Origin of the sequence: Virgifigura deserti (assembly GCA_003576685.1) — a bacterium.
In the GTDB taxonomy this organism is placed as follows: domain Bacteria; phylum Pseudomonadota; class Alphaproteobacteria; order Dongiales; family Dongiaceae; genus Virgifigura; species Virgifigura deserti.
Map to the genome: position 1 here is coordinate 111,019 of QOZR01000007.1, position 26,236 is coordinate 137,254.

General features: G+C 65.7%; 23 protein-coding genes and 2 tRNA genes. 18 read left to right on the plus strand and 7 right to left on the minus strand.

What is annotated here, in order from left to right; genetic code table 11:
- Window positions 1-97: 97 nt before the first annotated feature.
- Both gltB and DT069_RS13650 read right to left on the minus strand, forming a co-directional pair.
- Window positions 98-4,648: a glutamate synthase large subunit gene (gltB, locus tag DT069_RS13645; protein WP_119460862.1), complete on the minus strand. Its 4,551-nt coding sequence runs from the start codon at window positions 4,646-4,648 to the stop codon at window positions 98-100.
- A 10-nt stretch (window positions 4,649-4,658) separates the two neighbouring features.
- Window positions 4,659-6,113 carry an NAD(P)-dependent oxidoreductase gene (locus tag DT069_RS13650; protein WP_119460863.1) on the minus strand — a complete coding sequence of 485 codons (1,455 nt, stop codon included), beginning with the start codon at window positions 6,111-6,113 and terminating at the stop codon, window positions 4,659-4,661.
- 293 nt (window positions 6,114-6,406) lie between these two features.
- Here DT069_RS13650 and DT069_RS13655 point away from each other — a divergent pair, with 293 nt between their 5' ends.
- The gene (locus tag DT069_RS13655) at window positions 6,407-7,204 is read left to right on the plus strand and encodes an undecaprenyl-diphosphate phosphatase (RefSeq protein ID WP_119460864.1); all 798 of its coding nucleotides are present in this window, start codon (window positions 6,407-6,409) and stop codon (window positions 7,202-7,204) included.
- Window positions 7,205-7,268: 64 nt separating this feature from the next.
- On the opposite strand, the gene DT069_RS13660 is transcribed toward DT069_RS13655, so the two are convergent.
- Window positions 7,269-8,219, minus strand: a complete 951-nt coding sequence (locus tag DT069_RS13660; protein ID WP_119460865.1) for a complex I NDUFA9 subunit family protein — start codon at window positions 8,217-8,219, stop codon at window positions 7,269-7,271.
- A 201-nt stretch (window positions 8,220-8,420) separates the two neighbouring features.
- Between DT069_RS13660 and DT069_RS13665 the strand changes: the two genes are divergently transcribed.
- The 9 genes from DT069_RS13665 to ptsN all read left to right on the plus strand — a co-directional run bounded on the left by DT069_RS13665 (window position 8,421) and on the right by ptsN (window position 15,644).
- Window positions 8,421-8,507 (plus strand) — tRNA-Leu (locus DT069_RS13665).
- A 140-nt stretch (window positions 8,508-8,647) separates the two neighbouring features.
- The gene (locus DT069_RS13670; RefSeq protein ID WP_119460866.1) at window positions 8,648-9,265 is read left to right on the plus strand and encodes a ribonuclease D; all 618 of its coding nucleotides are present in this window, start codon (window positions 8,648-8,650) and stop codon (window positions 9,263-9,265) included.
- Between the two features lie 100 nt (window positions 9,266-9,365).
- On the plus strand, window positions 9,366-10,379 hold the full coding sequence (locus tag DT069_RS13675; RefSeq protein WP_119460867.1) for a KpsF/GutQ family sugar-phosphate isomerase: 1,014 nt from the start codon (window positions 9,366-9,368) through the stop codon (window positions 10,377-10,379).
- 14 nt (window positions 10,380-10,393) lie between these two features.
- Entirely contained in the window at window positions 10,394-11,134 is a 741-nt protein-coding gene (gene lptC / locus DT069_RS13680) for an LPS export ABC transporter periplasmic protein LptC (RefSeq protein ID WP_119460868.1), read from the plus strand.
- Entirely contained in the window at window positions 11,131-12,018 is an 888-nt protein-coding gene (locus DT069_RS13685; RefSeq protein WP_119460869.1) for an LptA/OstA family protein, read from the plus strand. The genes lptC and DT069_RS13685 overlap by 4 nt, the downstream gene beginning before the upstream one ends.
- A gap of 86 nt (window positions 12,019-12,104) precedes the next feature.
- Complete coding sequence (gene lptB, locus DT069_RS13690; protein WP_425450243.1) at window positions 12,105-12,827, plus strand: LPS export ABC transporter ATP-binding protein; 723 nt, start codon at window positions 12,105-12,107, stop codon at window positions 12,825-12,827.
- Between the two features lie 11 nt (window positions 12,828-12,838).
- The gene (gene rpoN, locus DT069_RS13695; protein WP_119460871.1) at window positions 12,839-14,353 is read left to right on the plus strand and encodes an RNA polymerase factor sigma-54; all 1,515 of its coding nucleotides are present in this window, start codon (window positions 12,839-12,841) and stop codon (window positions 14,351-14,353) included.
- Between the two features lie 146 nt (window positions 14,354-14,499).
- Window positions 14,500-15,150 carry a ribosome hibernation-promoting factor, HPF/YfiA family gene (hpf, locus tag DT069_RS13700; protein ID WP_119460872.1) on the plus strand — a complete coding sequence of 217 codons (651 nt, stop codon included), beginning with the start codon at window positions 14,500-14,502 and terminating at the stop codon, window positions 15,148-15,150.
- 29 nt (window positions 15,151-15,179) lie between these two features.
- Window positions 15,180-15,644: a PTS IIA-like nitrogen regulatory protein PtsN gene (ptsN, locus tag DT069_RS13705; protein WP_119460873.1), complete on the plus strand. Its 465-nt coding sequence runs from the start codon at window positions 15,180-15,182 to the stop codon at window positions 15,642-15,644.
- A 49-nt stretch (window positions 15,645-15,693) separates the two neighbouring features.
- Here the strand turns inward: ptsN and DT069_RS13710 are convergent, their stop codons facing one another.
- Both DT069_RS13710 and DT069_RS13715 read right to left on the minus strand, forming a co-directional pair.
- Window positions 15,694-15,882: a DUF1150 family protein gene (locus tag DT069_RS13710; protein ID WP_119460874.1), complete on the minus strand. Its 189-nt coding sequence runs from the start codon at window positions 15,880-15,882 to the stop codon at window positions 15,694-15,696.
- A gap of 120 nt (window positions 15,883-16,002) precedes the next feature.
- Window positions 16,003-16,503, minus strand: coding sequence for an Hsp20 family protein (locus DT069_RS13715; RefSeq protein ID WP_119460875.1), 501 nt, complete (start codon window positions 16,501-16,503; stop codon window positions 16,003-16,005).
- A gap of 417 nt (window positions 16,504-16,920) precedes the next feature.
- Between DT069_RS13715 and DT069_RS13720 the strand changes: the two genes are divergently transcribed.
- Window positions 16,921-18,246 (plus strand): DEAD/DEAH box helicase, encoded by a 1,326-nt coding sequence (locus DT069_RS13720; protein ID WP_119460876.1) that lies wholly within the window; start codon window positions 16,921-16,923, stop codon window positions 18,244-18,246.
- Window positions 18,247-18,305: 59 nt separating this feature from the next.
- On the opposite strand, the gene DT069_RS13725 is transcribed toward DT069_RS13720, so the two are convergent.
- A tRNA-Ala gene (locus DT069_RS13725) sits at window positions 18,306-18,381 on the minus strand.
- Between the two features lie 180 nt (window positions 18,382-18,561).
- Complete coding sequence (locus DT069_RS13730; protein ID WP_119460877.1) at window positions 18,562-18,930, minus strand: TIGR02300 family protein; 369 nt, start codon at window positions 18,928-18,930, stop codon at window positions 18,562-18,564.
- 339 nt (window positions 18,931-19,269) lie between these two features.
- Here DT069_RS13730 and aroA point away from each other — a divergent pair, with 339 nt between their 5' ends.
- The 7 genes from aroA to pyrF all read left to right on the plus strand — a co-directional run bounded on the left by aroA (window position 19,270) and on the right by pyrF (window position 26,157).
- Window positions 19,270-20,634, plus strand: a complete 1,365-nt coding sequence (gene aroA, locus DT069_RS13735; RefSeq protein WP_119460878.1) for a 3-phosphoshikimate 1-carboxyvinyltransferase — start codon at window positions 19,270-19,272, stop codon at window positions 20,632-20,634.
- On the plus strand, window positions 20,634-21,323 hold the full coding sequence (gene cmk / locus DT069_RS13740) for a (d)CMP kinase (RefSeq protein ID WP_119460879.1): 690 nt from the start codon (window positions 20,634-20,636) through the stop codon (window positions 21,321-21,323). The genes aroA and cmk overlap by 1 nt, the downstream gene beginning before the upstream one ends.
- A 202-nt stretch (window positions 21,324-21,525) precedes the next feature.
- Entirely contained in the window at window positions 21,526-23,274 is a 1,749-nt protein-coding gene (rpsA, locus tag DT069_RS13745; RefSeq protein WP_119460880.1) for a 30S ribosomal protein S1, read from the plus strand.
- Window positions 23,275-23,467: 193 nt separating this feature from the next.
- The gene (ihfB, locus tag DT069_RS13750; protein WP_119460881.1) at window positions 23,468-23,755 is read left to right on the plus strand and encodes an integration host factor subunit beta; all 288 of its coding nucleotides are present in this window, start codon (window positions 23,468-23,470) and stop codon (window positions 23,753-23,755) included.
- A 60-nt stretch (window positions 23,756-23,815) separates the two neighbouring features.
- Window positions 23,816-24,196 carry a lipopolysaccharide assembly protein LapA domain-containing protein gene (locus DT069_RS13755; RefSeq protein ID WP_119460882.1) on the plus strand — a complete coding sequence of 127 codons (381 nt, stop codon included), beginning with the start codon at window positions 23,816-23,818 and terminating at the stop codon, window positions 24,194-24,196.
- 84 nt (window positions 24,197-24,280) lie between these two features.
- Window positions 24,281-25,417: an NAD(P)/FAD-dependent oxidoreductase gene (locus DT069_RS13760; RefSeq protein ID WP_119460883.1), complete on the plus strand. Its 1,137-nt coding sequence runs from the start codon at window positions 24,281-24,283 to the stop codon at window positions 25,415-25,417.
- Window positions 25,418-25,428: 11 nt separating this feature from the next.
- A complete protein-coding gene (gene pyrF / locus DT069_RS13765; RefSeq protein WP_119460884.1) occupies window positions 25,429-26,157 on the plus strand; it encodes an orotidine-5'-phosphate decarboxylase in 729 nt (242 codons plus the stop codon).
- Window positions 26,158-26,236 lie beyond the last annotated feature (79 nt).

The following is a 26,236-nucleotide window of genomic DNA, read 5'->3' on the forward strand; positions in this document are numbered from 1 at the left end:
AAGCATCACCGCGCCGATATCGGCGCGGTGATGCTGCAATGACGAGTAATCGCCACTGCTGTCAAAGGCCATATGTCGGCCCTACAACCGATCCGTCTCAGGCCAGCTTGGCCATCTCTTCCGCCGGCTCGCTCAGCGGATGCTCGAGCCGGGAGAGCATCTCCTTCGGCACGACCTGCCAGAACTTGCCGCGCTCGAGCGGCCAATCATGCAGCAGCCGGGCGGCGAAGCGGGACTGGGTCTCGGCCGCATGCTCGGCGATCAGGTCCTTCAGCACGGCTTCCCAATGGGCGGTGCCGAGCCGCTGGAAGACGACGCTGTCCGGATTGACATAGCGCGGGAAGATCTCCGCCTCGTCATAGACGAAGGCCATCCCGCCGGTCATGCCGGCGGCGAAATTGTCGCCGACGGCGCCGAGGATAACGGCGATGCCGCCGGTCATGTACTCGCAGCCGTTGGATCCGCAGCCCTCGACGACCACCAGCGCGCCGGAGTTGCGGACGGCGAACCGCTCGCCCGCCTGGCCGGCCGCGAACAGCTTGCCGGCGGTTGCGCCGTAGAGGACGGTGTTGCCGATGATCGTATTCTCGTTGGTCGCGAGCGGGCTGGACGGCATCGGGCGGACGACGATCGTGCCGCCGGACAGCCCCTTGCCGACATAGTCATTGGCATCGCCCAGCACCTCGAGCTTCAGGCCCTGCACGGCGAAGGCGCCGAGCGACTGCCCGGCCGAGCCGCGCAGCCGCACCGTGACGTGGTTCGGCTTCAGCCCGAACATGCCGAAGCGCCGCGTGATCTTCGAGCTGAACTTGGTGCCGATCGCGCGATGCGTGTTGCGGACGTTGTACTGGAGCTGCATTTTCTCGCCGTCGTCGAAGAGCGGCCGTGCATCCTGGATCAGCTGCGCATCGAGCGTTTCCGGCACCTCGTTGCGCCCCTCCAGCGTGCAATAGCGCGGATAGTCGCCCGGGTCGGCCTGGGCAAGCAGCGGATTGAGGTCGAGATCGTCGAGATTGGCGGCGCCGCGGCTGATCTGGGTCAGGAGGTCGGTGCGTCCGATCACCTCGTTCAACGACCGGAAGCCCAGCGAGGCCAGGATCTCGCGCACTTCCTCGGCGACGAAGCTGAACAGGTTCACCACCTTCTCGGGCGTACCCTGGAACTTGTCCCGCAGCCGCGGATCCTGCGTGCAGACGCCGACCGGGCAGGTGTTGGAGTGACACTGCCGGACCATGATGCAGCCCATCGCGACCAGCGAGGCGGTGCCGACGCCGAACTCCTCGGCACCGAGCATCGCGGCCATCACTACGTCCCGGCCGGTCTTGATGCCGCCGTCGGTCCGCAGCCGCACTCGATGACGGAGCCGGTTGAGGGTCAGGACCTGATGGACCTCCGAGAGGCCCATCTCCCACGGCACGCCGGCATATTTGATGCTGGTGTTGGGGCTGGCGCCGGTGCCGCCGCTATGGCCGGAGATCAGGATGACGTCCGCCTTCGCCTTGGCGACACCGGCCGCGATTGTGCCGATGCCGGAACGCGACACTAGTTTGACGCAGACCTTTGCGTCCGGGTTGATCTGCTTCAGGTCATAGATCAGCTGCGCCAGATCCTCGATCGAGTAGATATCGTGATGCGGCGGCGGCGAGATCAGCATCACGCCCGGCGTTGCATGGCGCAGCCGTGCGATCTCCTCCGTCACCTTGAAGCCCGGAAGCTGGCCGCCCTCGCCGGGTTTCGCGCCCTGGGCGACCTTGATCTCGATCTCGCGGCAGTTGTTCAGATATTCGGCGGTGACGCCGAACCGGCCGGAAGCGATCTGCTTGATCGCGGAGTTCTCGTTGTCGCCGTTCGGCCGCGGTCGGAAGCGCGCCGGATCCTCGCCGCCTTCGCCCGAGTCGGATTTCGCGCCGATCCGGTTCATCGCGATGTTGAGCGTGCCGTGCGCCTCGGGGCTCAGCGCGCCCAAGGACATGCCCGGCGTGACGAAGCGCTTACGAATCTCGGTGATCGACTCGACCTCATCGGCGGAGATGGGGGCGCCGCCCGGCTTGAAATCGAGCAGGTCGCGCAGGCTGACCGGCGGCAGCTTCGTCAGCCCCTCGCTGTACTTCTTGTAGGTCTGATAGGACTCGCTGGCGACCGCGGCCTGGAGCGTATGGATCAGGTTCGCCTCCCAGGCATGCGTTTCGCCGCCGCGGCGATAGCGATAGAAGCCGCCGATCGGCAGAGCCAGAAAATCCTCGCTCCAGGCCCGCTCGTGGAGCTGCAGCACCTTCTGCTGAATGCCCGTCATGCCGATGCCGGAGATCCGCGAGGGCATGCCGGGGAAGAACTCGGCGACCAGCGTGCGCGACAGGCCGACCGCCTCGAAATTGCAGCCGCCGCGATAGGAGCTGATCACCGAAATGCCCATCTTCGACATGATCTTGAGCAGCCCCTGGTCGACCGCCTCGCGGAACGACAGCAGGCAATCCTCCAGCCCGCGGTCGCCGAACAGGCCGCGCCGATGGCGCTCGGCGGTGCCGGCCTCGGCGAGATAAGCGTTGACCGTGGTCGCGCCGACGCCGATCAGCACGGCGAAATGATGCACGTCGAGGCATTCGGACGCGCGCACGTTCAGTGAGGTGAAGGTGCGGAGCTGCTGGCGCAGAAGGTGCGTATGCACGGCACCGGTCGCGAGAATCATCGGAATCGCCGCCCGGTCCGGGCCGATCCGCTCGTCGCTCAGGATGACATGCACGCAGCCGCCGCGAACCGCGTCCTCGGCTTGGCGGCGGATGGCCTGAATCGCGTCGCGGAGCGCGTTGTCGCCGCCGTTCGCGTCGAAGGTACAGTCGATCTCGACCGCGGTGTCGCCCATATAGGCGCGCATCGCAAGGAACTCGGAGGTCAACAGCACCGGCGAGTCGAGCTGCAGCAGCCGGCACTGGCTCTCGTCCTGATCGAGGATGTTGCCGAGATTGCCGAGCCGGGTCTTCAGCGTCATCACCCGCTTCTCGCGCAGGGAGTCGATCGGCGGGTTGGTGACCTGGCTGAAATTCTGGCGAAAGAAGTGATGCAGGCCGCGATACTGGTCGGACAGCACGGCCAGCGGCGTGTCGTCGCCCATCGAGCCGACCGGCTCCTTGGCGTCCTCCACCATCGGATGGAGGATCAGCTCCAGATCCTCCATGGTCGTGCCGGTGGCGAGCTGACGACGGCGCAGCTCGTCGCGCTCGAAGCCCGCCGGCTGTCCGGGGGCTGAACGAACGAGGCTGTCGATCACCGTTACGTTCTTCACCCAATCGCCGAACGGCGCCTGGGCCGCGAGGTGGTCCATCAACTCCCGGTCGTGATAAAGCCGGCCTTCGGCCAGATCGACGGCGATCATCTGCCCCGGCCCGAGCCGCCCCTTCTCCACCACCTGCGCCTCGTTGACCCGGACCATGCCGGTTTCCGAGCCGGCGAGCAGCAGCCCGTCGCCGGTCAGCGTATAGCGCAGCGGCCGAAGCCCGTTGCGATCCATGCCGGCGACCACCCAGTTGCCGGCAAAGCCGCAGATCGCGGCGGGCCCGTCCCAGGGCTCCATCACCGCGTTGCAGTAGCTGTAGAAGTCGCGATGCGCCTGCGGCATGGTTTCGCGATCGCCCCAAGCGTCGGGAATCATCAGGCATTTGACCATCGGCAGGGTCCGGTCCATCCCGACCATCGCCTCGAACACATTGTCGAGCGCCGCCGAATCCGAGCCGCCCGGCTGGATCACCGGTTTGATCTCGTCCATATGCCCGGCATAGACCGGCGTCGCCATGCGCGTCTCGTGCGCCTTCATCCAGTTCAGATTGCCCTTGAGGGTGTTGATCTCGCCGTTATGGGCGATCACCCGGAAGGGCTGCGCCAGATGCCAGGTCGGGAACGTGTTGGTCGAATAGCGCTGGTGATAGATCGCGAAGTTCGAGACGAAGCGCTCGTCGAGCAGGTCCGGATAGAACGCGCTCAGCTGCTCGGCCAGGAACATGCCCTTGTAGATCACCGAGCGGCAGGACAGCGAACAGATATAGAAGTCCTTGATGCTTTCCTCGACGGCGCCCTTCTCGATGCGCCGGCGGATCACATAGAGGTCGGTCTCGAACTGCTCCTCGCTGGTGCCGAGATTGTTGCAGATCATGATCTGCTCGATCTCGGGCCGGGTCGCGTTCGCCTTCTCGCCGACGATCTCGACATTCACCGGCACCTGGCGCCAGCCATAGATCGTGTAGCCGTAAGTCAGGATCTCACGCTCGACGATGACGCGGCAGCGCTCTTGCGCGCTCAAATCCGTGCGCGGCAGGAACACCATGCCGACCGCGATGCGGCCATTGCCCGCGGCGTGCCCGGTGCGGCGGACATGCTCCCGGAAGAAGTCCTGCGGAATCTGGACATGGATGCCGGCGCCGTCGCCGGTCTTGCCGTCGGCATCGACCGCACCGCGGTGCCAGACGGCCTTCAGCGCGGCGATCCCGGCCTCGACAACCTGCCGGCGCGGCTTGCCGTCGATTGCGGCCACAAGTCCCACGCCGCAGGCGTCATGCTCGTCGGCCGGATCATAGAGGCCGCGGCGCGCGAGATGGTCGGCATTGGCGTGCCAATGCCGCAGAAAGTCGCGCCCTTCGACGGAACTCCGATCTGTCATGACGCTCCCCTTATTCCGCGGCGACAGCCGTCTGCCGGCCCGCCATCTTCGCGCTGAGATAGGTGTCGATATGCTCGGCGGCGTCGCGGCCGTCGCGGATCGCCCAAACGACCAGCGAGGCGCCGCGCACGATGTCGCCGGCGGCGAAGACGCCGTCGAGATTGGTCATCATCGTTCGATAGCTGATCTTCACGGTGCCCCACCGGGTGACCGTCAGATCGGGCGTGCCGAACAGCGTCGGCACCGGCTCGGCGTCGAAGCCAAGCGCCTTGATCACGAGGTCGGCGGACAGGGTGAAATGCGACCCCTCGATGACCCGCGGCGTCTGGCGACCCGAGGAATCGGGTACCCCGAGATGAATCCGCGAAGCCCGCACCGTCGTCACCCGATCCGCATCGTCGCCGACGAAGGCTTCCGGCGCGGCGAGCCAGACGAACTCGACGCCCTCCTCCTCGGCATGGCCGACCTCGCGCTGGGAACCCGGCATGTTCACGCGGTCGCGGCGGTAGAGGCATTTGACCGACTTCGCGCCCTGTCGCACGGCGGTACGGACGCAGTCCATCGCGGTGTCGCCGCCGCCGATCACCACGACATCCTTGCCAGCCGCGTTGAGGCTTCCGTTTTCGAACGCCGGAACCGTATCGCCCAGCCCCTTCCGGTTGCTGGCGACCAGATAGTCGAGGGCGGGAACGATGTTGCCGAGCCCCACGCCCGGCGCCGCCAGTTCGCGCGCCTTGTAGACGCCGCAGGCGATCAGCACGGCGTCGTGCTTGCGTCGCAGATCCGCCAGACTCGCATCGCGGCCCACTTCGAAGTTCAGCGAGTAGCGGACCCCAGCATCGGCGATCAGCCGCGCGCGCCGCTCGACCACCTGCTTCTCGAGCTTGAAGTTGGGGATGCCGTAGATCATCAACCCGCCGATGCGATCGTAGCGATCGTAGATATGCACCTGATAGCCCTTGCGGCGAAGCTGCTCCGCCGCCGCGAGGCCGCCCGGCCCGCCGCCGATGATGCCGACCGACTGGTCGAGCTCGCGCCGAGGCTTCGCCGGCTTGACCCAGCCACGCTCCCAGGCTGTATCGGTGATGTACTTCTCGACCGAGCCGATCGTGACGGTGCCATGCCCGGCCTGCTCGATGACGCAATTCCCCTCGCACAGCCGATCCTGCGGGCAGATGCGGCCGCAGATCTCCGGGAAGTTGTTGGTGGCGGACGAGACTTCATAGGCTTCTTCGAGGCGTCCCGCTGCGGTCAGCATAAGCCAGTCGGGGATGTTGTTCTGCACCGGGCAATGAACCTGACAGAAGGGAACTCCGCATTGCGAGCACCGGCCGGCCTGCTCGGCGGCGCGCACAGGATCGAATTCGTCGAAAATCTCGTCGAAATCCGTGCGGCGAGCCGCTGCCTCGCGCTTCTCCGGAAGCTGCCGGCCAACGGTCACGAATTTCAGCATGCGCGGCGCCATTGCTGCCCTTTCCTCTCTTCATTCCTTGGGCATTGCGCAGAGCCGACCCGCAATGCCCCGGATCTTGTTTCCATCGCTATACGCGATTCCGCGGCCGGCGGCGAGGGGAAAACGGCCACAAGGTCAGTTTTATTGCCCTATTTGTCAAAGTTACTCCTCGCTGAACCATTTACCAACCAAGCTCGTGTGGGAACGGTGCCTCAGTAGTCCCAATTCGAGACTATCTATCCGCTTTGGCGTCATTTCGTCCGATGATATAAGCGGCGGCGATCGCCGCGGGGGGGGGGGCAAGCGTGCCCACATTACATATTTTCGTCCTAGCCTTGGTCCAGGGCATCACCGAATTTCTTCCCATCAGCTCCTCCGGCCATCTGATCCTGGTGCCTTATTTCACCGGGTGGCCCGATCAGGGGCAGGCAATCGACGTCGCCACGCATGTCGGCACGCTGCTGGCTGTCCTTGTGTATTTCTGGCGGGACATTGGCGGGATGCTGACGGGCCTTGGCCGATTGACGACGGGACGGATGGACCCTGGGGCACGACTGGCCGGCTATCTTCTGATCGGCACGATCCCGGCGCTCGTCGTCGGCTTCCTGGTGGACCGTTATGTCGGTAACGGCGTCCGGCAGATGGAGGTGGTCGCCTGGGCGCTGATCGGCTTCGGAATTCTGCTCTATATCGCCGATCGCATCGGGCTGAGAATCCTGCGCGTCGAGCATCTGAAATTGAACCAAGCCATCGTCGTGGGCTGCGCCCAGGCCTTCGCCTTCATACCGGGGACCAGTCGGTCGGGAGTGACGATGACGGCGGCGCGCCTGCTCGGCTATGAGCGCGCCGAAGCCGCGCGCTTCTCGTTCCTTCTATCGATCCCGGCGATCAGCGCCGCCGGCCTGTGGGAAGGCTTGAATCTGTACCAGGCGGGCAAGATGGCGATGCTCGGCGACGCCCTGCTCGCCGCAGCCTTCTCGGCCGTCGCCGGCTTCCTCGCGATCGCCGTTCTGATGCAGTGGCTGCGCCGGGCGTCCTTCGCGCCGTTCGTGATCTATCGCCTCCTGCTCGGCGGCTTCCTGCTGTATCTGGTCTACGCCTAGAGCACGATCCGATCAGGTTGGGCCAATGTGATCGGTGAATCAGGCCCTAACTCAAAGCCTCTATTCAGCGTCCCCAGGGCCGGTCATAGCGGCCGCCGCGGCGGAAGCGGTCCAGATATGTGGGAAGGATCACCTCGACGGCGGTCGGCTGGATGCCGAGATCGGCGAGCGTCGGCGTCGTTCCGCTGACGACATTGTCCTGCTTCAGCAACTCCACCTGATCGCGGGTCAAAGGCGGGTTCGGCAGATGCTGCAGCACGGCGCCTTGGAGGCTGGCGAGCGAAAACGGCAGCGGCAGCAAGATCCGCCGGCGGCCGATCTCCTGCAGCAGAAGCTCGAGCAGCTCCTTGAAGCTGTAGGTCTGTGGCCCGCCGAGTTCGTACAGCTTTCCGCGTGCCGCCGGGTCCTCGATGATCCTCGCCATCGCCTCGGCAACGTCGCCGACATAGACCGGCTGAAACTTGGTCTTGCCGCCGCCGATCAGCGGCAGGGCCGGCAGCAGCCGCGCCATTGCCGCGAAGCGGTTGAAGAAGTCGTCCTCCGGCCCGAAGATGACGCTGGGCCGAAGGATGCTCGCTTCCGGAAAGGCGGCGCGAACCGCCGCTTCGCCGGCAGCTTTGGACCGCGCATATGCGGCCGGCGAGTTGGGGTCGGCGCCCAGCGCGGACATCTGAATGAAACGCTCGGCCCCGGCCGCTTTGGCCGCCATCGCCACCCGTTGCGCGCCCTCGACATGCACTGCCTTGAAGGTCTGGCGCCCGCTCTCATGCAGGATGCCGACGAGATTGACGACGGCATCCACCCCGCTCACGGCCGCCGCGACCGATCGGTCATCGCGGAGGTTCGCAGCGATCGGCGTGATCTGGCCGACATGGCCCATCGGCCGAAGAAACGACGCCGAGTCCGGATGGCGGACCGCAATGCGGATCACCCATCCCCGTCTCGCCAGTCGCTGCACCAGATAACGGCCGACGAAACCCGAACCGCCGAAGATGGTCGCCACGCGCGCGGCCATGTCTCAAGCCCCCCTTCGCTTTCCGATAGCGAAGCGCCCACGAACGGGAAGCAGCCGTGAGCCTGCCTCAGGGCCTGTCTCGCGCTCGTGGACGCCTTCCAAATTTCTCGCGGGCACATATATAACACCTGCTTGACGCGACAATAGCTTCAAAAGCTGGTTGACATTGCAGCGCGGCTGGCCACAATCGCGGCCGCTGTTGCCCAGGTGGCGGAATTGGTAGACGCGCAGGTTTCAGGTACCTGTGGCCGAAAGGTCGTGGAAGTTCGAGTCTTCTCCTGGGCACCACTAATCAGAGACTCTCAGCACTCATCGGCGGCCCGATCTGACGACGGTTTCGCCGCGGCACGGCAGCCGGAGTTCTGCCCGGAGTTCTGCAGGGCGAATATCATGCGCGGCCGGAGCGTTGCGCGCCGAGGGTGTCGGTCATGACCATCCAGTTGCACAAGGGCGATCTTCCAGCCGGTCTGCAGTTCGGGCCCATCGTCGCGATCGATACGGAGACCATGGGCCTCAACCCGGTTCGCGACCGCCTTTGCCTAGTGCAACTTTCCGCGGGCGACGGGACCTGCCATGCCGTGCAGATCCCGCAGGCGCACGGCGCGAACGATGCGCCCAATCTGGTGGCCCTGCTCGCCGATCCGGACGTGACCAAGCTGTTTCATTTCGCGCGTTTCGACGTCACCGTGCTGAAGGCACATTTCGGCGTGACCTGCGCGCCGATCTATTGCACCAAGATCGCGTCGCGCCTGGTCCGCACCTTCACCGATCGACACGGCCTCAAGGATCTGTGCCGCGACCTGCTCGGCGTCGAGTTGTCCAAGCAGCAGCAATCGTCAGATTGGGGCGCCCCGGAACTGACGCGGGAGCAGCTGAACTACGCCGCGTCCGACGTCCTCCATCTGCATGCGCTGAAGGACAAGCTGGACGCCATGCTGGCGCGCGAGGGGCGGCGCGGCTTGGCCGAGGAATGCTTTCGATTCCTGCCGGTGCGGGCGGAACTCGACCTGGCAGGCTGGGCGGACACTGATATCTTTCAGCATTAGCCACGCCGATAGGCTAATATGACGATGCGAGTGGGTGCCGCAGTGGCCGCAGGGTCGGACCTGCGCACGCGCTGCTTTTGTCACATGGCGAGGTAAGTGAATGACATCCATCCCCGCAACCGAGAGCACGAACCGCGACGCGGCGCTCGACGCCAACGGCGATATCCGTGCCATGAAGCGGGTCCTGGAGCTCGAGGCCGAGGGTATTCTGGCGCTGGCGCGCGCGCTCGACGGGAAGATGGTCAAGGCCGTCGATCTTCTGGCCGGGGCAACGGGACGCATCGTCGTCACCGGGATGGGCAAGAGCGGCCATATCGCACGCAAGATCGCCGCCACCATGGCGTCGACCGGGACGCCGGCACTCTTCGTCCATCCGGCCGAAGCCAGTCACGGGGATCTGGGAATGATCACCGCCGGAGACGCCGTGATCGCGCTCTCGAACTCCGGCGGGACGCCCGAACTCGCCGATGTCGTCGCCTATACCCGGCGTTTCGGGATTCCGCTGATCGCGCTCACCAGCGGCAGCGGCAGCGCCCTGGCGGAAGCGGCCGACGCCGCGCTCGTCCTGCCGCAGGCGGCGGAAGCCTGCTCGATGGGGCTGGCGCCGACCACCTCCACCACCATGATGCTGGCGCTCGGCGACGCCTTAGCGGTCGCCTTGCTGGAGCGCAAGGGCTTCTCGCCGACGGAGTTCAAGCTGCTGCATCCCGGCGGCCAGCTCGGTCGTCGGCTGCTTCGCGTTTCCGACATCATGCATGGCGCCGAGCAGATGCCCCTGGTCAAGCTCGGAACGCCGATGACGCAGGCCATCCTCGAGATGACGGCCAAGAGCTTTGGCTGCGTCGGGATCACGAACGATGGCGGCGAGCTGGTGGGCATCGTGACCGATGGCGATCTGCGCCGCCACATGAGCGCCGATCTGCTGTCGCTGCGGGTCGACGAGGTGATGACCGGCAGTCCCAGGACGATTCGCCCGCAGGCCTTGGCGGCGGAGGCACTTGGCGTCATGAACAATCCCACCGGGCGTCCGATTACCAGCCTTTTTGTCGTCGACGAAACGCGTCTGGTCGGCCTGATCCACATGCATGACTGCTTGCGGGCGGGCATCAGCTGAGGTGAGCCGGGCGGATGGTCCAGACCGCTGATATGCGCCTGATGCCGCGGCGTCGTTCGCCCGCCCCTCCGACCGAGGGCCCGCCCGGGGTTCCGCGCCGGGGCCCGAAGCGGGCGCGCACCACCGGCTACAGCCGGTTTGTCGGGCTGGCGAAGCTGCTGCTCGTGACGCTTGCGGCTGGGCTCATCGTGCTTTTGGTGGTGTGGTCACAGCTCAACATCGACGAGCACCGGCTTCGCATCGGCGTGACCGACTTTGCTCCCGACGAGCTCGACTCGCTGAACATGGTCAACCCGCGCTTCGAGGGAATGGACGACGATAACCGTCCGTTCAGCATCACCGCGGAAGCGGCGAGTCAGGCGGACGAGAGCGGGCGGATTATCAAGCTGGCGCAGCCGAAGGCCGATATCACGCTGACCGATGGCGCATGGATCGCGTTGACCGCCGATGTCGGCCGCTACAGCCGCGACGCCGACATGCTCGAGCTGTATGGGGGCGTTAATCTGTTTCACGATCGCGGATTCGAACTGCAGACGAGTCGGGCCCAAGTCGATCTTAAGGAGGGCGTGGCCTTCGGCAACGAACAGGTACGCGGCCAGGGGCCGGCGGGCGAGCTTGTCGCCGAGGGATTCCGGGTGACCGACGACGGCGATCGCGTCTTCCTTACCGGACAAAGCCGGATCGTTCTCTACTCCGAATCCGACAGCTCCCAGTCCGACAATCCCCAGCCCGACAGCCAAGAGCGCGGCAAGTGAGCGGGTCGCGCTTCGCCACCTTGTCGCGAGCGGCTGCCATCACGGCGATGGCCGCTCTGGCGATGCCCGGTGGCACTGCGATGCGCCCGCAGGTCGCGCACGCGCAGGCGGTCGGCGGTCTCGACCTCGGCGACTCCGAGGCACCGGTCGAGATCGAGGCCGAGAAGGGGATCGAATGGCATCGCAACGAGAAGGTCTATATCGCCCGCGGCAATGCGCGGATCGCTCGCGGCGATGTCGTGCTCAACGCCGAGGTAGTGACCGCACATTACCGGGGTGATGAGGGCGCGAATTCGGAAGTCTGGAGGGTCGAAGCCGACGGCCGGGTTCGGGTGACCACCCCGTCCGAAACGATCACCGGCGACCGCGCCGTCTATGATATCGACAAGGGAGTGATCGTCATGGTCGGCGAAGATCTGCGGGTCGAGACCGCGGAAGAAACATTGACCGCCGAGGAGAGCCTTGAGTATTGGGAGGATCGCCAGCTTGTGGTCGCCCGCGGCAATGCCCAGGTCGTCCAGGGCGACAAGCGGTTGCGCGCCGATATGCTGACTGGTCATTTCGACCAGACCGAGGCGGGCGAGCAGGAGCTGGTGAGAATCGACGCAATCGGCGACGTCCGCCTCTCGACCGAGACCGAATATGCCCGCGGCGACAGGGGGAGCTATAACTTGGAAACGGAGATTGCGACTCTGGAGGGTTCGGTCAAGATCACGCGGGGCGAGAACCAACTGAACGGGCAGCGCGCCGAGGTCAATTTCGCCACCGGCGTCAGCCGCCTTCTCAGCGATCCGGACGGAAGCGACGGATCCCGCGTTCGGACTCTCATCGTGCCCTCATCTGAATCTGAATCCGGGTCGGAATCGGAGACGAACACTCCATGAGTGCCGTAAGGAACGAGATGGAAGATCGGTTCGGTGTAGAGACAACGCAGGGCGCACCGGACCGGAAGGTCGAGGCAGCCCCGGCGATGCGCGCCCTGGCGGCGCAGAATTTGGGCAAGCAGTTCAAGAAGCGGCCTGTGCTGCGCAACGTCTCGGTCTCGGTCGAGCGCGGCGAAGCGGTCGGGCTGCTCGGCCCGAACGGTGCCGGCAAGACCACCTGCTTCTATATCATCACCGGATTGATCCGCCCCGATTACGGCACCATTAGCCTCGACGGCACCGATATCACGGACCTGCCGATGTATCGGCGCGCCCGGCTCGGTATCGGCTATCTGCCGCAGGAAGCCTCGATCTTTCGTGGGCTGACCGTCGAACAGAACATCCGGGCGGTGCTGGAAATCGTCGAGCCCGCGCGCGACGTCCGCGAAGCGCGGCTCGACGAGTTACTGGCCGAATTCTCGGTTTCGCATCTGCGCCGGGCCCCGGCTCTGGCGCTGTCCGGCGGCGAGCGTCGGCGCGTCGAGATCGCCCGCGCGCTCGCCTCGCAGCCGGCCTTCATTTTGCTCGATGAGCCTCTCGCCGGGATCGATCCGATCGCCGTGGCCGATATCCGCGATCTCGTCTCACATCTGAAGGATCGCGGGCTTGGCGTCCTCATCACCGACCACAATGTTCGTGAGACGCTTGAGATTGTCGATCGCGCCTATATCCTGCATGACGGTGGTGTTTTGCGCGAGGGAAGTCCCGACGAGATCGTGCGCGACGAGGACGTCCGGCGCGTTTACCTGGGAGAAAGGTTTAGCCTTTAAGGGTCCCCGACATGGCAGTGACCCAGCGCATGGATCTGCGGCAGAGCCAGTCGCTCGTCATGACGCCGCAGCTGCAGCAGGCGATCAAGCTGCTTGAGCTGTCGAACCTGGAACTGAGTGACTACATCGAACGGGAACTCGAGCAGAATCCCCTGCTCGAACGCGATGAGGAAGGCCGCTCCGACTTCGAGCACGACAGCGAGGGCGATGGAGCGCAGGCCGAATCGGCGAACGCCGATCTGACGGACAGCGCGGATTTCGCCACATCCGACGTCCTGGCGGCCTCCGCCGATCTCCCCCTCGACACGGACTACGATAATTTGTGGAGCGACGACTCGGCCGCGGTCGCACCGTCCTCCTCCCTGAACGGCTGGGACTCCGGCGGTCGCGGCGGGTCCGCCGATGAAGGCAGCGGCCTGGAGCAGACGCTCGGTTCCGCCATCAACCTGCGCGATCATCTTCTGGCACAACTCGGCTTGAGCATCACCGATCCGACGGATCGGATGATCGGGCTTCAGTTGATCGACATGATCGACGAGGCCGGCTATCTCGGCGGCGATCTCGAACAGGTGGCGGAGCTTCTGGGTTGCACCGTTGCACGGGTCGAGGCGACCCTCGCCAAGCTACAGGAGTTCGACCCGGCCGGCATTTTCGCGCGGAGCCTGGCCGAGTGCCTTGCGCTGCAGTTGCGCGACCGCAACCGTCTCGATCCGGCGATGCAGGCCCTGCTCGACAATCTTCACCTGCTCGCCAGCCGCGATCGGGAGGCGCTGATGCGGGTCTGCGGGATCGACGGCGAAGACCTCGTCGAGATGGTGGCAGAGATCAAGGCGCTGAACCCTAAGCCCGCGCTGGCTTATGAAATGGTCGTGACGTCGCCGGTGACGCCCGATATCCTGATGCATCGCCAGTCGGCGGGCGAGTGGATCATAGAGCTGAACAGCGAAACGCTGCCGCGCGTCCTGGTGAACAACGCCTATGTCGCGCGGATCAGCCGCGAGGCCAAGGGAAAGGCCGAGCGCGACTACATCACCGAGCGGCTGAACTCGGCAAACTGGCTGGTGAAGTCGCTGCACCAGCGCGCGACGACGATTCTGAAGGTGGCCACCGAGATCGTCCGGCAGCAGGAGGCCTTCTTCCTCCACGGCGTGCAGCACCTCAAGCCGTTGATCCGGCGCGACATTGCCACCGCCATCGGAATGCATGAAAGCACTGTCAGCCGGGTGACGACGAACAAATATCTCGCCACGCCCCGCGGCGTCTACGAGCTGAAATATTTCTTTACCGCCTCGCTCGCCCACGCCAACGGCGGCGACGCCCATTCGGCGGAAGCGGTGCGCTCGCGGATCAAGCATTTGATTGAGACCGAGACGGCGGACGCCATTCTATCGGACGACCGCCTCGTCGAACTGCTGCATGGCGACGGCATAACGATCGCCCGGCGGACCGTTGCTAAATATCGGGAATCCCTGCGCATCCCCTCCTCGGTCCAGCGCCGGCGCGACAAAACCTTGCGAATCGGTTGAGGTGTCTTACATTTTTCACATGCGAGTCGGCCCTCGGATCCGACCGTTGACTTCAGAAGCGCCCATGCTTATGGTCCCCGCCGCCATGCTAGCGGCCAAAGGGCTTTCGAAGATAATGCGGCCATTCAGCCTGGAAATCGAAGCCTATGCAACTGACCGTCAAAGGTAAACAGATCGACGTCGGCGAGGCGTTGCGCGCCCATGTCGCTGAAACTTTGGATCTGGTCTTCGGGAAATACTTTGGCGATCCGATCGAGGCCAATGTCATCTTGTCGCGGGAAGCATATCTTTATCGCGCTCAAATCTCCGTTCATCCTGGGCGCGGCATTCTGCTGCAAAGCCAGGCACAGGCGAGCGCGCCCTATGCGGCCTTCGACACGGCGGCCGATCATATCGCCAAGCGCCTGCGCCGGTATAAGCGGCGGCTTCGCGATCATCACCGCGCGGAAACCGGGGCGGAGCAGGCGCGTCAGTATATTCTGGCGCCGGAGCTCGACGACGCGGTCGAGCGAGAGGGCGGACAGGATGCCCGGCCGGTCATCGTCGCCGAGATGGCAACGGATATCCCGCTCCTGTCCGTCGGCGAGGCCGTGATGCGGTTGGACCTCGCCGATAGCGGCGCGATAATGTTTCGCAACCGGGCCCATGGAGGCCTGAACATGGTGTACCGTCGATCCGACGGGCATGTCGGTTGGGTGGATCCAGAGGGGAATTCTCAGGAAAGTTCCGAGGGAATTTCCGGTGGAGTTCCCGCGAGAATCCTGGAGGGGATTCCGCAGGGCAATCCGAGCGCCTGAGCGCACCGACTTCCAACGCGAGGAAATTCATGGATATCGAAAAGCTGATTACGCCAGCGAGCATCGTTGCCAACTTGCGGGCGAGCAGCAAGAAGCAGGCATTGCAGGAACTTGCCAAGCGCGCCGCGGAAATGACCGGACTGCATGAGCGAACGGTCTTCGACGTGCTACTTGAGCGCGAGCGGCTCGGCACGACAGGCGTCGGCAATGGCATCGCGATTCCGCACGGCAAGCTGGCGGGACTCGATCGCCTCTACGGGTTGTTTGCGCGCCTGGAGACGCCGATCGATTTCGACGCGATCGACGAGCAGCCCGTCGACCTTATCTTTCTTCTATTGGCGCCGGAAACGGCGGGAGCGGATCATCTGAAGGCTCTCGCGCGCGTTTCGCGGCTCCTGCGCGATCGGACGATATGTGAAAAGCTGCGCGGCGCCGATCGCGCCGACGCCCTATATGCGGTGCTCACCCAGCCATCGGCAAGCCACGCGGCATAGGGCGCCCCGGGAGTATCTTGGGGGCGTTCTGGGGGGACCGCGCCCCTCATCAGTGAATGCTCATCGGTTCCAGATCGTTCTGGCGGATCGTCGCGAAGGCAAGATCGCGGCTTTTGACCAGCGCCATTTCCGTGCCGTCGGCCGCGTGAATGGCATAGGCCGCCCGTCCATCGACCAGAACCGGCTTCACATAAGCGATCCCTTGCAAGCCGAAGAGAGCCAAGTCGGCGGGCGTCATTTGTCTGATTTTCTCTAGCTGAGTCACGGGATTTCACTCCTTCCAAGGGTTGTTTTGGCCGGCAGGACTCGCGCCAGTTGAACGTTAGGGGCGAGCCTTGGCGGCGGGTCAAGGAATTGGTCAGCGCCGCTTCCCAAGGCCCTCCGCCGCATCGGCTTCGGCGTCCTCGCGCGTCCCGGCCGATTTGAGCTGCAACGCGGCGTTGCGTCCCGTGCCGCTGCCGATCTCGATCGTCCGGACCTTGGTTTCGACCGTCGGCCGGATCAGATCGATGCACAGCAGCCCGTTGTCGAGCGTCGCACCGGCGACTTCGATGCCCTCGGCAAGGACGAAACTGCGCTGGAACTGCCGGGCGGCGATTCCGCGGTGAAGATAGACCCGCGCCTGGTCTTCCTCCTGTCGGCCGCGGATGACCAGCTGGCGGTCCTCGGTCTGGACCTCCAGGGTCTCTCGCGAGAAGCCGGCAACCGCCAGGGTGATGCGCAAGCCGTTCCCGCCAACCTGTTCGATATTGTAGGGCGGGTAGCCTTCGGCCGAATTCTTGGAAATCCTGTCGAGCGTGCGCTCGAACTGGTCAAAGCCCAGCAGAAGCGGGCTGTTGAAGAGTGAAAGGCGTGTCACGTCCAGGCTCCTCCTCCTGCATGAGCGAGCAGCTCGATCGTCCGGGGTCCGTCACGCGGCACCCGATACACCGGCCCGAAGGCACCGGTACAAGATAAAGTAGGAAAACCGCCTTCGCCCTTCAAGAGATTGCCTGACGGCGTGTTCGCCCCCCCCCGCACAGGCTGAAAAGGATGAGAGTCCCCGGGGGGCGCTGCCGACGCTTTCGCCCTTCCGCTCGGAGGTGCAACCCCCTATATTAGAAGGATCGATCGCTGAGGCTGTCACTCCTCGAGCGAGGTTTTGGCAGCAAAGCGCCGCGGCCCTTGGCCGAGCGGCGCGCGACGGTCCAGCGCCTCCCTGCTTTCAGCATCGTTCCCTCGGCCCGGCAGCCTTCCGGCTGGCCGGCGTATCCTGTCGCATATTTGAGGTTTTGCTTTGTCCTTTTCCGACCTTTCGCTCCATCCGCTCATCCTCAAGGCGCTCGACGCTGCCGGATATGCCGCGCCGACACCGGTGCAGGCGCAGGCCATTCCGCCGGCACTCACCGGACGTGACCTCCTCGCCACGGCAGAGACCGGCACCGGCAAGACCGCGGCTTTCGTTCTGCCGGCGCTGCAGCGCATCGCAGCGGCGCCGAAGCAGCGGCAGCGCGGCCCGCGCGTCCTCATCCTGACGCCGACGCGCGAGTTGGCCAGCCAAGTGACCAAGGCGGCACGGGCCTATGGCAAGTTCCTCCGCCTCAACACGATCGAGATCGTCGGCGGCATGCCCTACCGGCAGCAGCTCCAGCTCATGGCGAAGCCGCTCGACATCGTCGTCGCCACCCCGGGCCGGCTGATCGATCATCTGGAGCGGCGGCGCATCGATCTCTCGGAAGTCGAGTTCCTCGTCCTCGACGAGGCTGATCGGATGCTCGATATGGGCTTCGTCGAGGCGGTCGAGAAGATCGCCTCTGCATGCCCCGCTACCCGCCAGACGCTGCTGTTCACCGCGACACTCGACCGGCGGGTCGCGAAGGTCGCGGCGACACTGCTGCGGACGCCTCAGCGCATCGCGATTGCCCGGGCGACAAGCGCGCCGGACATCGAGCAGCGCATGCACCAAGTCGACGACCTCGCGCATAAGCATCGGCTGCTGCATCACTGGGCGGCCAGCGGCGAGCTGACCAAGGGAATCGTGTTCGCGGCGACGAAGCGGGATGTCGACGCGCTGGCGCGCGAGTTGGCGGCCGCGGGCCACGCCGCGGCACCCCTGCATGGTGATATGGACCAGCGGGCGCGCAGCCGCACGCTCGACCGGCTGCGCTCGGGCGCGGTGCGCCTGCTCGTCGCGACGGACGTCGCGGCGCGCGGCATCGACGTGCGCGATATCACGCATGTCATCAATTTCGACCTGCCGCGCAATGCCGAGGACTATGTCCACCGCATCGGCCGCACGGGTCGAGCGGGGGCGAGCGGCGTCGCGATCTCGTTTGCCGCGGGCGCCGACCGTGGCCTGCTCGCGCTCATCGAACGCTTTACCGGGACGCCTCTTTCGGTCCATATCGTGCCCGGCCTCGAGCCGGCGAAGCCCTTCGCGCGCGGCACCGACGCGACGCGGAAAAGGCCGTTCCGGCACGGCGGCCAGCGCACCGGCAAGCCTTCCGCCGGCAAATTTTTCAATGGAAAATCTTCCACTGGCAAGCCGTTCGCCGGCAAGCGCAAGGCCGCCGGCCCGCGCCCGACCAGAGTCCGCCGCATGCAGGACGGGGCACGCCAATAGCCGGCCCTTATCGGCAATGAAAAAGGGCCCAGCCATCTCTGGCCGGGCCCTTGTCGATTTGGTGGAGCCAAGCGGGATCGAACCGCTGACCTCTACAATGCCATTGTAGCGCTCTCCCAGCTGAGCTATGGCCCCGAATTCCTGAAGAAAGGAGGGGCGCCTGGGGGGCGCCGCGGCTCCGGCAGTGAACCTATGAATCCAGCGCGTCGGATTCAAGGGAAAAGTAGCGCCGGAAAACCGGCGCCCGAGAATAACGCCCGAAGATTAACGCCCGAAGATTAACGCCCGCTGGGGACCCCGGCTCAGGGCGCCGGCTTACCGCTCCTCTTCCTCGTCGACATTTTCGATCACCTCGGCCATGTCGTCGTCGTCTTCGCCAAGCTCGGAGGCGTCCTCGATCAGGTCTTCGTCCTCCTCGCTCTCCTCATCGAGGACGAGATCCTCGTCACCAGCCTCGACCTCCTCGGCATCGGGAACGGGAACAGCCTTCTTGCTGACCACCGGCTTCACCGCCGCCGGCGCCTTTTCGGCCACGACGCTCCGGCCGCGGCGTGTCTTCAGGATCGCCTCCGGATCATGGACGGCGGAGCATTTCGGGCAGATGATCGGATCGCGCTGCAGATCGTAGAAACGCGCGCCGCAGCTTTGACAGATACGCTTTGTACCCCAACTCGGTTTCACCACTCTAACTTCCTCCTCTGCGGCGGGTGGCGCCAGTTGCGCCGCCAATTGCCACGCCCGCCCCGCCCTGTCAAAAGATTCGTGCGTTGCCGGCAATTCTGAACTTGCCGGCATCTCGTCAATACGCCCATGGACGTCAAGCCCCAACCTCAAGCCCCAACCTCAAGCCCCTGGGCGTCGGCAATCGCCTTGTGCTAGACACCCCTGCGAGAGAGACACCGGCGCGCGGCCGGAACGGCGCCGGCGACGCGTCCCAAGACAGCGCGCCGGACAGCTGGTCGACGCGAGCGAAGGGTAGCCGCTCGTTCGCACCGGACCCAGAGTGATCAGGAGGGCACATCCTTGCAACCGCTTCGTTCCGAGCCCGTCGACGCCTTGGCAGGCGAGGCGCGCGTGCCGGGCGACAAGTCCATTTCGCACCGCGCCCTGATGATCGGCGCGCTGGCCGTCGGAGAAACCGAAATCAGCGGCCTGCTGGAGGGCGAGGACATCCTGCGCACGGCCGCCGCGATGCGCGCCCTCGGCGCCACGGTGGTGCGCGACGGCGACGGGACCTGGCGCGTCCAAGGGCGGGGCGTCGGCGGCTTGAGCGAACCGGAGGACATGCTAGACCTCGGCAATGCCGGCACGGGCGCGCGCCTGCTCATGGGCCTGCTCGCCACCCATCCGGGCACTGCGTTCCTGACCGGCGACGCGTCCCTGCGCGCCCGTCCGATGGGGCGGGTGGCGGCGCCGCTCGAGCAGATGGGGGCGCGGATCGTCGCCCGATCGGGCGGCCGGCTGCCGCTCGCCATCATCGGCACGGAGGACCCGCTGCCGATCGCCTATCGGCTGCCCGTGCCCTCCGCCCAGGTCAAGTCGGCGGTGCTGCTTGCCGGCCTGAACACCCCGGGCCGGACCACCGTGATCGAGCCTGAGCCGACCCGCGACCATACCGAGCTTATGCTGCGGCATTTCGGCGCCACGATCGATGTCGAGACCACGGAGCAAGGCCGCACCGTAAGCCTCGTCGGCCAGCCCGAGATCACCGGCCGCAAGATCCGCGTCCCGGCGGACCCGTCCTCCGCGGCGTTCCTGCTGGTCGCGGCGCTGCTGCTGCCGGGATCGGATATCACGCTCAGCGGCGTCGGCATGAATCCGCACCGGATCGGCCTGATCGAGACCCTGCGGCAGATGGGCGCCGATATTACCTCCACCGCCGCGCGCGAAGAAGCCGGCGAGCCGGTCGCCGACCTGCAGGTTCGGGCGAGCCAGCTGTCCGGCATCGAGGTTCCGGCGTCACGGGCGCCGTCTATGATCGACGAATATCCCATTCTGGCGGTCGCTGCCGCCTTCGCCAAAGGGGCGACGGTGATGCAGGGGCTGGCGGAACTCCGGGTCAAGGAGAGCGACCGGCTGGCGGCGATCGCGCGCGGGCTCGCGGCCTGCGGCGTCGAAGTCACGGTCGGCGCCGACAGCCTGACGGTGACCGGCGACGGCAACCGGCCGCGCGGCGGCGCCCTTGATGGCCAGGCCATCGCGACGGGATACGATCATCGCATCGCGATGGCATTCCTGATCCTGGGCTTGGCCGCGCGGGAGCCCGTCGAGATCGACGACGGCACGGCGATCGGCACAAGCTTCCCCGGATTCATCGAGCTGATGAACGGGCTCGGCGGACGGATCCGGCCTGTAGGGGTGGGTTTCAAACCGACGCAGGACCGATAATGTCCGTTTCGACGCGCCCCTCCCCCTTCGTCATCGCGGTCGACGGCCCCTCGGCCGCCGGCAAGGGGACGCTCGCCCGCCGGGTCGCCGCGCATTTCAATCTCGCCTATCTGGACACCGGCCTGCTTTACCGCGCCGTCGCCGCCCGGCTGCTGCGGGCCGGCATCGACCGTCCGGACGAAGCCGCCGCCATCGCCGCCGCCCGGGCCGTATCGGCCGGCGATCTGGACCTGCCGGAACTGCGCGAGGAAGCGGTATCCCAGATGGCGTCGAAAGTGGCTGCGATCAGCGGCGTTCGTGCCGCCCTGCTGGACCTGCAGCGGACGTTCGCCGCAGCCCCCCCGGCCGGACCGTCGGGACCGGTCGCCGGCGCGGTGCTCGACGGGCGGGATATCGGCACCGTCGTCTGGCCGCAAGCCCAGGTGAAGCTGTTCATCCATGCCGACCTGGAACAGCGCGCCCGGCGCCGGCATAAGGAGTTGATAGAGCGGGGTGGCGAGAGTATATATGCTCGCGTTCTGCAGGACATGAGGGAACGTGACGCACGCGACAGCGGTCGCTCGGTCGCGCCCCTGACGCCGGCGCCGGATGCCCTGGTCATCGACACCTCGGCGCTCGACGCCGACGCCGCATTCGCCATCGCCGTCGCCCATATCGGCTCACGCTGCCAAGACTCGGCAGAGCCCTGAGAGACGAGGGTTCAGGCGGCAAAGGATCGGACCAGAGTCCGATGCCGGTCTCGGGCGCTGTCCCGAATGACGGCCGGCGTCGAACGTCTTCGCCGCCGTCCCCTTCATCCCCGCAGACCACCTAATGGCGCGGCAATTCGCGCAATAGACCGCCGGAGACAACCGGCCGGCCGGAATAATTTGGAAAGGACAGACTCTAACAATGACACAAGCAACCGCTTCCGCCGGCGATACGGCCAGCAAGGAAAGTTTCGCAGCCCTGCTCGATGAATCCTTCGGCAGCAGCACCAACGTCGAAGGCAGCGTCCTGAAGGGCACGGTCGTCGCGATCGAGAACGACGTGGCGCTCATCGATGTCGGCCTCAAATCCGAGGGCCGCGTCGCGCTCAAGGAATTCGCCAGCCAGGGCCAGAAGGCCGAACTGAAAGTCGGCGACGAGGTCGAGGTCTATCTCGACCGCATGGAAGACAAGAACGGGGAAGCGGTGCTGAGCCGCGAGAAGGCTCGGCGCGAGGAAGCCTGGACGCAGCTCGAGAAGAGCTTCAACGAGAATCAGCGCGTGACCGGCGTGATCTTCGGCCGCGTCAAGGGCGGCTTCACCGTCGACCTGTCGGGCGCCGTCGCCTTCCTGCCCGGCAGTCAAGTCGACATCCGCCCGGTGCGCGACATCGGGCCGCTGATGGGGACGCCGCAGCCCTTCCAGATCCTGAAGATGGACCGCGCGCGCGGCAACATCGTCGTATCGCGCCGCGCCGTGCTCGAGGAGAGCCGCGCCGAGGCCCGCTCGGAACTGATCGCCAACCTGAAGGAAGGCCAGGTCCTGCAGGGCGTGGTCAAGAACATCACCGATTACGGCGCCTTCGTCGATCTCGGCGGCGTCGACGGCCTGCTGCATGTGACCGACATCGCGTGGCGGCGGATCAATCATCCGTCCGAGGCGCTGAACATCGGCCAGACGGTGCAGGTGCAGGTGATCCGGTTCAACCCGGAGACGCAGCGCATCTCGCTGGGCATGAAGCAGCTCGAGGCCGATCCGTGGGAGGGCGTCGAGGCCAAGTACCCGGTCGGCACGAAGTTCACGGGCCGGGTGACGAACATCACCGACTACGGCGCCTTCGTCGAGCTGGAGCCCGGCATCGAGGGTCTCGTCCATGTGTCGGAGATGAGCTGGACCAAGAAGAACGTCCATCCGGGCAAGATCGTCTCGACCAGCCAGGAAGTCGAGGTCATGGTGCTGGATGTCGATCCGCAGAAGCGGCGCATCAGCCTCGGTCTGAAGCAGACCATGGAGAATCCGTGGGCCAACTTCGTCGAGAAGCATCCGGTCGGCAGCGTGCTCGAAGGCGAGGTCAAGAACATCACCGAGTTCGGCCTGTTCGTCGGCCTGCCCGGCGATATCGACGGCATGGTCCATCTGTCGGATCTCGACTGGGAGAAGCCGGGTGAGCAGGCGCTCGCCGACTACAAGAAGGGCGACATCGTCAAGGTGAAGCTCCTCGACGTGGACGTCGAGAAGGAGCGGATCAGCCTCGGCATCAAGCAGCTCGAGACCGACCCGTTCGCCGCCGCGGCCGGCAGCATCAAGAAGGGTGACGTCGTCACCTGCACGGTAACGGCGGTGCAGGACGGCGGCGTCGAGGTCTCGGTAGGCGAAGGCATGACCGGCTTCATCCGCAAGACCGACCTCTCCCGTGAGCGCAGCGAGCAGCGGCCGGACCGCTTCGCCGTCGGCGAAAAGCTCGATGCCAAGGTGACCGCGATCGACTCCAAGACCCGCAAGGTCAACCTGTCGATCAAGGCCAAGGAGGTCGAGGAGGACAAGAAGGCCATGGCCGACTACGGGTCCTCCGATTCCGGCGCCAGCCTCGGCGATATTCTCGGAGCGGCGATCTCGCGCGCGCAGCGCGACCGGTCGACCAAGGAAGAAGCCGACGAGGGCACGGAGGAGTAGGCGGAGAGTCCGAACAGGGCTCGGCGACTATAGGGGCGGGTTTCAAACCCGCCCCTATTTTCGTTCAGGCCCGGAAATCGATTAGATCTGAGAGGCTTATCCTTGACGCCCCGGATTCGCTTTGGCAACCTCTGGTTAACTTTGACCGGCAGGGTCGGACAAGAGCCGGACGTTATCGGGGGATCGAGGCATCATGACGAAATCCGAATTGATCATGCGTATCGGTGAGCTGAACCCGCATCTTTTTCACCGCGATGTCGAGCGCATCGTCACCACGATATTCGACGAGATCTCGGCGGCACTTGCCCGCGGTGATCGGGTCGAGCTGCGCGGCTTCGGCGCGTTTTCCGTGAAGCAGCGGGATGCTCGCCTCGGACGGAACCCGCGCACCGGCGATTCGGTTTCGGTAGCGAGCAAGGTGATACCTTTCTTCAAGACCGGCAAGCAGCTGCGCGAGCGGCTGAATGGCGGAGAAGTCTAAGAGTACTTAACAGGGCCTGACTGCACAGGGCCTGACTGCGGCAGAAGGTGTGAGCCGGTCGTGAAGCATTTTTCCTGGATCTTCACCGTGCCCGTAACGGCGATCGTGGTGCTGTTCGCCATCACCAACCGATCGCTGGCGACGCTCAGCTTCTGGCCGCTGCCCTGGGAGATGAATCTCCCGATCTATCTCATCATCCTGAGCGCTTTGTTCGTCGGCTTCATGCTCGGAGCTGTCGTGGCTTGGTTGTCAGGCGGTCGGCGCCGTCGGCAGACCCGGCAACTCGCCGAGCAGGTGCGGGCGCAGTCGCGGCAGATCGCTGAACTGCAGCGGCGGCAGGCCGAGGCGTCGGCCGCGGCGACTTTCGCCGCCTCCCCTGCCGCGAACACCCCTGCGAACACCCTGGGTGGCCGACAGGTCCTTCGTGTCGCGGCTCGTTGACGCGATTGCCCATCGGCACTTCGCCTCTGGGTATCTCCCCTCTGGGCATTTTGCCTCTGGGGCTGCCGCCGCGGATATCGCCCGTTGAAGATCGTCATCGTCGGCGGCGGAATCGCCGGGCTGAGCACCGCCTGGGCTTTGTCGCGCGACGGCCATCAAATCACATTGTTCGAACAGGATTCGGTCCCGAACCCGCGCGGCGCGTCGGTCGACCAGCATCGGCTGATCCGCAACTTCTATAGCGATCAGGTCGGCTATTGCCGCCTGGTCGCGTCCGCCTTCGCGGCATGGGACCAGCTCTGGCGCGCGCTCGGGCGAAGCCATTATATCGAGACCGGCGCGCTTGCCATCTCGACCACACCGGACGACTGGACCGCCCGGTCGCGCCGGACGATGGACACCGTCGGCTTTGATTACACGGTTCTCGACGACGCGACCCTCGCCGCGCGCTACCCCATCCTGACGCCCGCGGCCGGATGCTGGGCGCTTCACACGAAGCGCGGGGGCGTCCTTCTCGCCGATCGCATCGTTGCCGATCTCGGCGACCTGCTGCGTCGCGAGGGAGTCGATATTCGCGTCGGCTGTCGGGTTCGGGACATCGATCCGGCCCGCGCCCGGATCACCCTGGAGGATGGAACCACCGCAGCCGGCGATGCCGTCGTGATCGCCGCCGGCGCCTGGCTTCCACGTCTGCTAGCGGAGTTCGCCGGCCGCGTCACGCCGATGCGGAATGCGGTTCTCTATGCCGATCCGCCGCAGGATCTTGCGGCCGCCTGGGCCGGCGCCCCAATCATCGTCGATTTCGGGGGCGAGGACGACGCCTATGCCGCTCCGCCGGTCGCCGGCTGCGGCCTCAAGCTCGCCTATGGGGCGCATCGCGCGGCCGGCGATGTGGAGGCACCGCGCGAGCCCTGGCCCGACGAGGCAGCGGCGGTTCTGGGGCGGTTCGCCGGACGTCTGCGTAATCTGCCGGACTATTCGGCGCAGCAGATGCGGATCTGTTTCTACACCATCGCGCCGGAGAGCCGGTTTATCCTGGAGCGCCTGGAGCAAGCCTGGATCGTCAGCGCCTGCTCGGGTCATGGCTTCAAGTTCGGCGCCCTGGTCGGGCACGCCACCGCGGCGGCGGTGACTGGGCGATACGGCACGCCGCAGACGGCCCGATGGCTCGCCGGCCTCGGTCCGGCGCCCGATGCCGCCTCGGATCTGATCCTCGCCTGAGAGAGCCAAAGATGACCGCAGCCACCTCACCACGCCTTTTGGTCGCCCTGGACACCATCGACAGGAATGCCGCCGTCAGGCAAGCCCAGGCCGTGCGTCGTTCCGTCGCCGGAGTCAAGCTGGGCCTCGAGTTCTTTACCGCCAACGGCCCTGCCGGCGTGCGGGAGGTCGTTGCGGAAGGGCAGCCCGTGTTCCTCGATCTGAAGTTCCACGACATCCCGAATACGGTGGCCGGGGCCGTCCGCGCGGCGACGGCGCTGGGGTCGTTCATGCTGAACGTGCATGCGGGCGGCGGTGCGGCGATGCTGCGCGCCGCCGTCGATGCGGCGGCGGAGACGGCGGCGAAGACCGCTATCGGCCGCCCGCTGGTGATCGGCGTCACCATCCTGACCAGCCTGGGCGACGGCGATCTCACCGAGCTCGGCCTGCGGGACGCGACGGGCGATCAGGTGTTGCGGCTGGCCGATCTCGCGCAACGCTGCGGGCTCGACGGCGTCGTCTGCTCGCCGCACGAGATCACCGCGCTGCGTCGGCACTGCGGACCCGATTTCACCCTGGTCGTTCCCGGCATCCGCCCCGCCTGGGCGACGGCCGGAGACCAGAAGCGGTTCATGACGCCGGGCGAGGCGGCACAACGCGGCGCCGATTATCTGGTAATCGGCCGGCCGATCACCGGGGCGGACGACCCGGCCGCGGCAGCCGAGCGGATCGCGGGCGAGATCGCCGACGCCGTGGGTTGAGGCGGTCGGGCACCCCACTTATCTAAAAAAGATTGTAGTCTAAAGAAGATTGTAGGCAGCCCGTGGCCGCGGGCCAAGG